This window comes from Streptomyces sp. NPDC001020 (assembly GCF_053599115.1).
Map to the genome: position 1 here is coordinate 18,803 of NZ_JBSFLQ010000061.1, position 10,038 is coordinate 28,840.

8 protein-coding genes and 2 pseudogenes are annotated in these 10,038 nt (G+C 67.8%); 9 read left to right on the forward strand and 1 reads right to left on the reverse strand.

Annotated elements, in window-relative coordinates; translation table 11 throughout:
- Positions 1–195 precede the first annotated feature (195 nt).
- The 5 genes and pseudogenes from ACWDEX_RS34670 to ACWDEX_RS34690 all read left to right on the forward strand — a co-directional run.
- The gene (locus tag ACWDEX_RS34670; RefSeq protein ID WP_450468444.1) at positions 196–1,182 is read left to right on the forward strand and encodes a LuxR C-terminal-related transcriptional regulator; all 987 of its coding nucleotides are present in this window, start codon (positions 196–198) and stop codon (positions 1,180–1,182) included.
- Positions 1,183–1,342: 160 nt separating this feature from the next.
- On the forward strand, positions 1,343–2,806 hold the full coding sequence (locus ACWDEX_RS34675; protein WP_450468445.1) for a catalase: 1,464 nt from the start codon (positions 1,343–1,345) through the stop codon (positions 2,804–2,806).
- Positions 2,807–2,956: 150 nt separating this feature from the next.
- Complete coding sequence (locus tag ACWDEX_RS34680; RefSeq protein WP_450468446.1) at positions 2,957–3,343, forward strand: ankyrin repeat domain-containing protein; 387 nt, start codon at positions 2,957–2,959, stop codon at positions 3,341–3,343.
- Positions 3,344–3,417: 74 nt separating this feature from the next.
- Entirely contained in the window at positions 3,418–5,142 is a 1,725-nt protein-coding gene (locus tag ACWDEX_RS34685; RefSeq protein WP_450468447.1) for a dolichyl-phosphate-mannose--protein mannosyltransferase, read from the forward strand.
- Between the two features lie 27 nt (positions 5,143–5,169).
- Positions 5,170–5,499, forward strand: a pseudogene (locus tag ACWDEX_RS34690) (hypothetical protein); the annotation flags it as partial.
- Between the two features lie 109 nt (positions 5,500–5,608).
- On the opposite strand, the gene ACWDEX_RS34695 reads toward ACWDEX_RS34690, so the two are convergent.
- Complete coding sequence (locus tag ACWDEX_RS34695) at positions 5,609–6,058, reverse strand: hypothetical protein (RefSeq protein WP_450468448.1); 450 nt, start codon at positions 6,056–6,058, stop codon at positions 5,609–5,611.
- Between the two features lie 961 nt (positions 6,059–7,019).
- Between ACWDEX_RS34695 and ACWDEX_RS34700 the strand changes: the two genes are divergently transcribed.
- The 4 genes and pseudogenes from ACWDEX_RS34700 to ACWDEX_RS34715 all read left to right on the forward strand — a co-directional run.
- Entirely contained in the window at positions 7,020–8,132 is a 1,113-nt protein-coding gene (locus ACWDEX_RS34700; RefSeq protein WP_450468449.1) for a hypothetical protein, read from the forward strand.
- Between the two features lie 197 nt (positions 8,133–8,329).
- A complete protein-coding gene (locus ACWDEX_RS34705; RefSeq protein WP_450468450.1) occupies positions 8,330–8,728 on the forward strand; it encodes a hypothetical protein in 399 nt (132 codons plus the stop codon).
- A 370-nt stretch (positions 8,729–9,098) separates the two neighbouring features.
- Complete coding sequence (gene cutA, locus ACWDEX_RS34710) at positions 9,099–9,425, forward strand: divalent-cation tolerance protein CutA (RefSeq protein ID WP_450468451.1); 327 nt, start codon at positions 9,099–9,101, stop codon at positions 9,423–9,425.
- A gap of 275 nt (positions 9,426–9,700) precedes the next feature.
- Positions 9,701–9,943: pseudogene (locus ACWDEX_RS34715) on the forward strand (transposase); the annotation flags it as partial.
- Between the last annotated feature and the right edge of the window lie 95 nt (positions 9,944–10,038).

Genomic DNA, 10,038 nt, shown 5'->3' on the forward strand with positions numbered 1-10,038 from the left:
AGGGTTTCTCCAGCACCTTCGGGGCGCTACACGTGCGGACGAAGAGAGCGACGACGGTCGCGTGATGAACACGTCGTGGCGAGCAAAGTGAACGCTGTACCTCGCACAGGCGTCCAGATACTCTGATGGCGGGTTTGGACGGATGACCAACCTCGCCACGGATGGCACACGCCGATCCGACGGAGGTACGCATACATGCTCACGGCCCTGGGCATAGCCGAGTCCGATGAACGGGTGTACCGGTGCGTTCTGGAGCGCGGTCAGCTGACCGTCGCGGACATCGTCGAGTCCCTGGAGACGCCGGAGCACCACGTCCTGCATTCTGTCGCCCAGCTGCGGGAACTCGGGCTCCTCCGCCTCACCGGCCACGGCCACTACCAGGCGACGAACCCTCAGGCCGCGTTGCTGCCCCTGCTGGCCAGGCGGCAGTTCGAGGTGGAGACCGCGTTGGCCTCGGCGCGGACGGAGATCGACCGGATCGCCGAGCGCTACCGGGAGGGATGGTTGCGCGGTGATCCACGCAACCTGGTGGAGGTCCTGTCGGACCGTGAGGCGATCCTGGAGCGGATCGACCAGCTCACCACATCCGTGAGCAGCCACATGTGGGCCCTGGACCGGCCGCCCTACATGGGACGGTCCGACGGCCAGCACCACAGCAACGAGGACGAAGTGTCCATCACGGCGGCCTGGCTGGAGCGGGGCATCGACGTCCGCTCGATCTACTGCCCGCAGTCCATGGAGCGTCCGGGCCGCTTCGCGACCCTGCTCCGCCTCGCCGAACTGGGCGAGCGTTCCAGGCTGCTGCCGTCCCTCCCGTTCAAGCTGCACATCATCGACAAGCGGGTCGCTCTGGTCCCGCTGTCCGGTCCGGTCTACGACGATCTCGTCGTCATCCACCCCTCGGGCATGCTCGACGCGCTGATGGAGCTCTATGAGGCCTACTGGGCCCGCGCCGAACCGCTGGCCGACTCGACGGCGTCCGCCGAGGACGACACCTTCGACGCGGACGACGTGCTTCTGCTCGGCATGCTCAAGGCCGGACTGAAGGACCAGGCCATCGCACGCCAGTTGGGGTGCAGTACCCGCACCGCCACCCGCCGTGTCGCCGCCGTCCTGACGAAGCTGGGCGCGCACACTCGCTTCCAGGCGGGGGTGCGCGCCGCCGCCCGTGGGCTGATCTGACCGCGAAACACATGTGTCCTTGGAAAGCACCTTGACGTGGATATGTTCCAACATAAGATGTGTGCTGGTGCAAGACCCGGGGCAGCTTGCGCGGACACTCGCCGGTCAGGATCGCCACGCCTTGAACACCTGCGAAGAACCATCCACCGAGGAGCGAGCTGTGCCCGAGAACAACCAGAAACCGTTGACCACGGCCGCCGGCGCACCGGTTCCCGACAACCAGAACTCCCTGACGGCCGGTCCGCGCGGCCCGATGCTCCTGCAAGACGTGTGGTTCCTGGAGAAGCTCGCCCACTTCGACCGCGAGGTGATTCCGGAGCGCCGGATGCACGCCAAGGGCTCGGGCGCGTTCGGGACGTTCACGGTGACCCACGACATCACGCGGTACACGAGCGCGAAGATCTTCTCCGAAGTCGGCAAGAAGACCGCGCTGTTCGCCCGCTTCTCCACCGTCGCGGGTGAGCGTGGCGCGGCCGACGCCGAGCGCGACATCCGCGGCTTCGCTCTGAAGTTCTACACCGACGAAGGCAACTGGGACCTGGTCGGGAACAACACTCCGGTGTTCTTCTTCCGCGACCCGCTGAAGTTCCCCGACCTCAACCACGCGGTGAAGCGCGACCCGCGCACCAACCTCCGCGACCCCGAGAACAACTGGGACTTCTGGACCAACCTCCCTGAATCCCTCCACCAGGTCACCATCGTGATGTCCGACCGCGGCATCCCCGCCTCGTACCGGCACATGCACGGCTTCGGCTCCCACACCTACAGCCTGGTCAACGCCGAGGGCGAACGGTTCTGGGTCAAGTTCCACCACCGCACCCAGCAGGGCATCAAGAACCTCACCGACGCCGAGGCCCAGGCACTCATCGGCAAGGACCGCGAGTCGCACCAACGTGACCTGTTCGACGCGATCGAGAACGGCGACTTCCCGAAGTGGAAGCTGTTCATCCAGGTCATGCCGGAGTCCGACGCGGAGAGCTACCGCTTCCACCCCTTCGACCTCACCAAGGTCTGGTCGAAGAAGGACTACCCGCTGATCGAGGTCGGCGAGTGGGAACTCGACCGCAACCCCGACAACTACTTCGCGGACGTCGAGCAGGCCGCCTTCACCCCGGCGAACGTGGTTCCGGGCATCGGCTTCTCCCCCGACAGGATGCTGCAGGGCCGCCTCTTCTCCTACGGCGACGCCCAGCGCTACCGCCTGGGCGTGAACCACCACCAGATCCCCGTCAACGCCCCGAAGAATCCGGTGAACTCCTACCACCGTGACGGCGGCATGCGCGTCGACGGCAACCAGGGAGCCACCCCGGGCATCGAGCCCAACTCCTACGGACGCTGGCAGGAGCAGCCCGCCTACCGCGAGTCGATCCAGGCCGTGGGTGCTGTCGCCGACCGGTTCGACTTCCGTGCCGACGACGACAACTACTTCGAGCAGCCCGGCAACCTGTTCCGCCTGATGAGCCCCGAGCAGCAGCAAGCTCTCTTCGAGAACACGGCCCGCGCGATCAACGGCGCGTCCCAGCAGACCGTCGAACGGCACATCGCCAACTGCACCCAGGCCGACCCGGCCTACGGCGAAGGCGTCCGCAAGGCGATCGAGGCCCTGGCCGCAGGCGACCTCTGACCCATTGACCGACGCACCACGCGAGAGGCCCCACACCCTGCCCGGCGCGAGCGCAGAACACGCCCACGCCGGGCCAGGGCCGGGACAGCACAGGCCGGCTCACGGACATGAGTGGAACGCGTGTGACCACACGACCAGGAGATGGTGCGCATGACCGGTGGTGGACTGACTCCTGAGCAGACGCGACGCGTCGTGGCCATCGCCATGGACCTGGCCCGGGCGGGCAGCACCGAACAACTTGCGGACTTCGTGGAACACGGACTCCCGGTGAACGTGAGCGATGCGGCCGGGAACACCCTGCTGATGCTCGCCGCCTATCACAGCCACGCCGACACCGTACGCGCCTTGATCCGGCTCGGCGCCGACCCGGATCTGCGCAATACCCGGGACCAGACCCCCATCGCCGGGGCCCTCTTCAAAGGCGCGGACGAGGTGGTCGGGGTACTGCGGCAGGCCGGCGCCGATCTGGACTCCGGTACGCCGACCGCGCGAACCGCCGCCGCGATGTTCGGCCGCGCCCATCTGCTCGCGAGCTGATCCGCGAAGACGCCGGCCGTGCAGGTGCGCTGGGGAGGTGCGGCCAGGCCCCATGCGATCAATAAGGTTGTCCAGTGACGAGTAGCAACGCAACCCGTTCCCCCGCCCCCGAAGGCACCCGTCCGACAACGGCACCCGAAGACTGGCCGGAACGGCTTCGCCGATTCGGATACGTGGCACACCCGGCAACCGACACCCGCGAGCGTCTTGTTCCGCCTTTTCCGAAGCCGTCGACCCGTCTGTGGGAGTTCACACGTATCAATCGGGCACGGGCGTACCGCGTCGCGAAGGCCATGGACTGGCTGGGGCCGCTACTCGTCGCCGTCCTGGCCGGAGCGATACGCTTCTGGCACCTCGACCGACCGCGGGCCGTCGTCTTCGACGAGACCTACTACCCCAAGGACGCCTGGTCCCTGCTGCATCTCGGCTACGAGGGCACCTGGCCGGACCGCAAGATCTCCGACCCGCAGATACTCGCCCACCCTCAGGTGATCCCGCTCTCCGACACCGGGGCCTTCGTCGCGCACCCGCCGACGGGCAAGTGGGTGATCGCCCTCGGTGAGTGGACGTTCGGCCTGACCCCGTTCGGCTGGCGCTTCATGACGGCGGCCCTGGGCACCCTCTCGGTGCTGATGCTGTGCCGAACAGGACGCCGCCTGTTCCGTTCGACACTGCTGGGCTGCCTGGCCGGCACGCTGATGGCGGTCGACGGTCTGCACGTGGTGATGAGCCGTACCGCACTGTTGGACCTCGTCGTCATGTTCTTCGCCCTGGCGGCGTTCGGATGCCTGCTGATCGACCGGGACCACGCACGAGCCCGGCTCGCGGCAGCCTTACCGGTCGACGAGGACGGCCGTGCGCGCCCGGACGCGCGCACCGGCGACCATGCCGGAACGGGGATACGTCCCTGGCGGCTCGCAACCGGCCTCTTCCTGGGACTGGCAGCCTCAACCAAGTGGAACGGCCTGTACTTCCTCGCCTTCTTCGCGATCCTCACCCTGCTGTGGGACGTCGGCTCGCGTCGCGTGGCGGGGGCGCGCCACCCCTACCGGGCGGTGCTGCGCAAGGATTTCGGCTGGTCGGCCCTGTCCCTCGTTCCGGTCGCCGTGATGACCTATCTGGCGACATGGACCGGTTGGTTCCTCTCCGACAACGGCTACGGACGCCACTGGGCCGACGACCGCGGCGGCACCTGGTCATGGATTCCCGCTCCGCTGCGCAGCCTGTGGCACTACGAATACGGGGTCTACCAGTTCAACGTGGGCCTGCACACCCCCCACACATACGAGTCGAACCCCTGGAGCTGGTTGGTCCTCGGCCGCCCCGTGCTGTTCCACTACCAGTCGCCAAAACCCGGACAAGACGGCTGCCACACGGCGGCCGACTGCTCGCAGACGGTCCTCGCCCTCGGCACACCGCTCCTGTGGTGGTCGGCATGCTGCGCACTCGTGTACCTGCTCTACCGATGGGGCCTGCGCCGCGACTGGCGCGCCGGCTCCATCCTGTGTGCGGTGGGTGCCGGCTACCTGCCCTGGTTTCTCTACCAGGACCGCACGATCTTCTCCTTCTACGCGGTCGTCTTCGTGCCGTACCTGTGCCTGGCCGTGACGATGATGCTGGGAGCCCTACTGGGTCCGCCGGGCGCGACTGACAAGCGCCGCATACGGGGTGCGGTGGCTGCAGGTGTGCTTGTCCTGGCCATCGCCTGGAACTTCATCTACTTCTTTCCGATCTACACCGGGCAGACGATCCCGTACGCCGACTGGCAGGCCAGGATGTGGCTCGACACCTGGATCTGAGCCCGCCCGCACGGTACGCGCGGGCGACCCGTGCCGCCCTCGACCGGGCGGGACCGAATCGACGGGCGGCGATTCCGCTGCCGTCCACCAGCAGCTCGACGAAGGTCGTCACCACGGCCAGGGACCACACCGACACGGCTCATGCACGCCGGCTTCCTCTGGGCCTTCTCAGCCCTCCAGGCCTCACCCGGAGCCAACGCCCACTACCGCCGCCGACGCGAACACGGCGACTGGCACAACGCCGCCCAGCGCCACCTGCTCAACCGCTTCCTCGGCCAACTCCACCACTGCCTCCAGACCCGACAGCCGTTCAACGAACAACGTGCATTCACGCCGCTTCGACAAGTAACTGTGTGACCCGAAGAATTGGCCACCGGCCGTGGAGGCGATGGGCGGTGCGGTGCGGCGCGCGGTGGTGGCGCGTGTCCGATGCGCGCGTACGCACCACCACCGTCGCCGATGCGCACTACACGATGGACAGGCGCACCGGGTGCGAGCCGGCCGGTGCGGGGTGCGCATCGAGGGCCTGGCCCACGCCGACCGCCTCCAACTGACGGTGGATGTCGGCGACGTCCTCGTGGTCCTCGGTGAGGAACTGCGCGGCGAAGTCGATGACGGCGCGGGCGAGGCCCTCCGCCGCATCCGGCCCGGCCCGCGCCCAGATACGCAGCGAGGTCACCAGGACGCGCCCGAGGGCCTCCAAGGCGAAAGTGTCGGCGCACGGCTCGCCTGCTTCCGGGCTGGGCAACGCGGTGACGGGGACGACGATCCGTTCGGCGACGTCGATGAGCAGCTCGGGCATCCGCGGCTCGGTGCCGGCGAACTCGCGGGCGGCTTCGACGGCGTGGAGGTAGCTGAACGCGCTGATCGCTGCGTCCGGGGTCATCGGGGCGAGCGGCACATTGGTGGTGGCCATGACGGCTCCTCACGTACGGGCCGCCCCGCCGATCGCGGCGGCCTGAGAAGAGACATTCAGGGCGGGTGCCTGTGGACAGAATCCGCGCACCGATGGTGAGCGGACTCGCATCGCTGGCGCTCGCGTTGCCCCTTGTCCAGCTCCGCTACCTGCGACATTCCGCCCATTCCGGCAGGAGGAATCTCCGTCCCGCCACGCTGCGCGACGTCCAGGGAAAAGCCGCTGCCGGACGGGGCGTGCCACGGGGAGACTGCGGAGATGACCTCGCAGCGGCTGCCGTAACCTGCCGGAGACCAACGGTCTGATGGTCCTGGTCGTCCGTTTCGGCCCCGCGATGGCACCCCGCCCAGTCCTGATCCAAGGTGCCGCCCCGATCAGGCTGCACGGACGCAACGCGGTGGCAGACCGGTCGCGACTCACCCAGCTCATCACCGAACCGGCCCCCCTCAGACCGCGGCCGCCGGGCTGCGGCTGCCGCCGGTCGAGCTTCCCCGAAACGACCATGCGCAGGAGACAGCCGACTTCCTCCTGCGCACCGGGATGTTTGTTCCGGTTGACGCCTCTGCCACCTGGTGCCCGCTGTCCGAACGCGGTGTGCAGGCCTTTACCGACGCGCTGAACAACTCCCCTCTGCACCATGCGCTGTTTCACTGGTGCGCGTCGCTCGGCGACGGCGGCATGAACCCGTTCCACCGGTCCGGCTTCAACCGGGCCCGTAAGGTCCGGCTCCTGTGGCAGGGCGGTGAGGTCCCAGATGCTGACGGTGCCGTTGCCCGCGCCGGTGACGGCGATGGGTCGGTCCGGCTTTGTGCACGCCTGAGCGGGCGGTACCCCCACCCCGGTCCGAAGACCGGGGCATCCTCCGGATGCCAGGTGAACCCGGAGCGTGTGAACACCCGTGGTACTAGAGCACCCACGGCACGCCGGTGATACCCGTGCCCTGATCCGGAAGAGGACCTGAATGAGCGCGTCTGCAGCGCGGGCCGATGTCTCGTCACTCCAGCGCACCTTCAGACACGGAGCCCTGGTGGCGGCGATGGCCTGCGCGGCCTTCACCGCGGGCTGCGCCTCTCCGCCCACCACGGCGGAGAACTCACACTCGGTGGGGCACACCCTGCGGGCACTGCTTCCGCGAGGAGAAGGACTCGAAGTGCGCGATTCCGGAGCCACCCGGAACGAGCCGCTGGCCCCCGCAGTCCTGACCTACAGGGATGCCAGAGGTTCCGGTCAGGTGTCCGCCTCGGTCGGCCGGCTCCCGGTGCGTGTCTCCCAGCAGCACTCGCAGTGCCCGGACCTTTCCGAACACCCCTACAGCCGATGCACTCTGACGCGGCTGGAGGACGGCGCCACACTCATCCTCGACAAGTCTCCCGTCGACGAGGCCAAGCCGTCCGCGGGGCAGCGGTGGACGGCGGTGCGCACCGATCGGGACGGCGGCCAGGTCGCCGTCTCGGAGTCCAACACGAGCAGCGACAGGAGTTCCTCTCCCAGCCGGCCGACTCCGCCGCTCAGTGGACGGCAGCTCACCGACATCGCCACCTCGGCCCGGTGGAAGCCCGTACTGGCCGCGATGCCCCCGCCCCCCCGGGGGTCCTCGCCCGTGTCCTCCTTCCAGTACCTGCCCCCCGCGAAGATCACGGACATCATCAGCCGGTCGGTGCCCCGTGGCCTGCGCACGGCCGACAGAGGCGGAGCGGCGGGCTACGGGCATCTCACCGTGGACGACGGCCGGGGCAGGTGCCTCGTCGCAGTCACCGTCCAACAGTGGAAGCCAGGCGACGAGGCCTTGGAGAAGATCTTCAAGGGTTCCGCCAGGGAGGCGGGCGGAACCCGTGTGAAGATCACGCGGAGCCACCCCGAGAAGGGCGGAGAGGGAGCCGTCGAATGGTCGGTCGACACCTGGGGGCCCGATGGGCTGCGCGTCGCCGTCAGCGAACTCAACACCAACGCGTACAGGCTTCCGGGCACGCGCCGTGACCCGGCACTCGGTGTCGGCCGGCTCAAGGAAATCGCACTGTCCGACGCATGGCGTGCCGCGCTTTCAGCGGAGGACGCCGCGCGAAATCGCCGGTGACGCTGGTCGATCGCGAAGCGAGCACGGCCGGCGGCAGCCGCACAAGCCACGCACCGGCCTCAATGGAATCGGCCGAGCACGTGAACCTCAGTGCGAACGCTTTCCGTGTTTCCAATGAAGTCCTGCTCGGAGAAACCGCCTGAGCAGGATCACAACCTGATGGCCCATCTTGGGCATCTACCTGCCGGAGGTTGAACATGCGTTTGCTGAACCGAGCCAAGTCACTGGGCGCTATGGCCGTGATCGCTTCTGCGGTGAGCCTGGCCTCGATCACCCTTGCCACGCCGGCCACAGCCGCATCGGCGGCCACGGGGTGGTCGTTGTGCCGGGACTACTACCTCCAGAACTGCGAGTGGTGGTCGGTCGGCAACGACCCCTACTCGGCCGACCTCGGCAAGGGAGACAACTCGAGTTCAGGGGACTACTACATGCAGGACGCGATCTCCTCGATCCAGATCCAGGGCGCCAAGACTCTCTATACGTGGAACGACAACAACTTCAAGGGAATCCAGGGCGTTTTCCAGAACAACTACACATGGAACGTCCTCAACTACCCGTACAACGACGCGATCTCCTCGATGCGCACCTGGGGCTAGCGGCTGACGGTTCCCATCACTACGGGCCCGTGAGGGGCGGGCGCGTGTGATGACGCCGGCTGCCTTCTCCCGGACCGGAGACCGACCCCCGCTCCGGGCCGCTCCTCGGGTGGGGCCGACCGGGTTCCCGGCCGGCCCACCGCCGTCCTCGCAGTGTCGGCCCCACCTGTGGGGCATCGAGCGGCGGATCGAGCAGGCACGCCGGCAGGCCCCGGCCTTGGAGGATCCCGGCGAAGATGGATGAGGGCGGCGAACTGTTGATCCGGTCGCCCGGCTGGGACCCACCGGTCACTATCGCCCGCGGCGGGCTCTCGATGCACCGCGGGTGGCTGGGTAGGGTCGTGGTATGCCGAGCCGGAGAGGTAGTTGTATGGCCATCGAGATCGTGATCGCGCAGACGACCATCGACGACGAGGACCAGGCGAAGGCGCTGGCACGGGGCGCGGTCGAGAGCAAGCTGGCGGCGTGCGCCCACATCGACGCGCCGTTCACGGCCTTCTACCGGTGGAAGAACGAGATCGAAACTGCTCAGGAATGGCGGGTCTCGTACAAGACGACCACGGATCGGCTTCCGGAGCTGGAGGCCTGGGTGGCCTCGAGGCACACGTACGACGTTCCTGAATGGATCACCCTCCCCGTGACCGGCGGGTCGGAAGCGTACCTGTCCTGGGTTGTCGAGGAGACGGCTACGGCCTGACATCGGGTAGCCGTGCGGCGGCCTTCGCGTGCAGCATCTGCCGTGCCGGGCCTCATGGGCATCGGCTCGGCTGGTCCGACTGACGGGGCCGTCATCGGAGGCGACATGCCCGATCGACATGTATATGTCCCTCATGCGCATACGTGTGTATTGCGAACATGGCTGAGTCGGTACCTGCGCGTACGTGCCCTCCATGAACGCGCGCCCGATCCCCCGTGCGGTGTGAATCGCCCGGGTCTGTTGGAGGCTCGATTCCCTGAGAGAGGATCGAGTTCATGGCCCGTCCTTCCCCTTACTCTGCTGAGCTTCGTGAGCGCGCGGTGCGCATGGTCGCGGAGGTCCGTCCCAACTACCCCACGGGGTGGGCCGCGATGAAGGCGGTGGCCGCGAAGCTGGGTATCGGTGCCGCCGAGACAGTGCGGACGTGGGTCCGCAAGGACCAGGTCGAGGACGCCGGTCATCGGCCCGGTGTGACGTCGGAGGAGGCCGCGGAGATCAAGCGGCTGAAGGCCGAGAACGGGGTGACGCCGAGGTGAGCCCAGAAGCCGCCAATAGTTGATCTTGGAGCCTCTGGCGGGCAGCCGCCGAGGCAACCCGGTTCAACCCCGTCTGC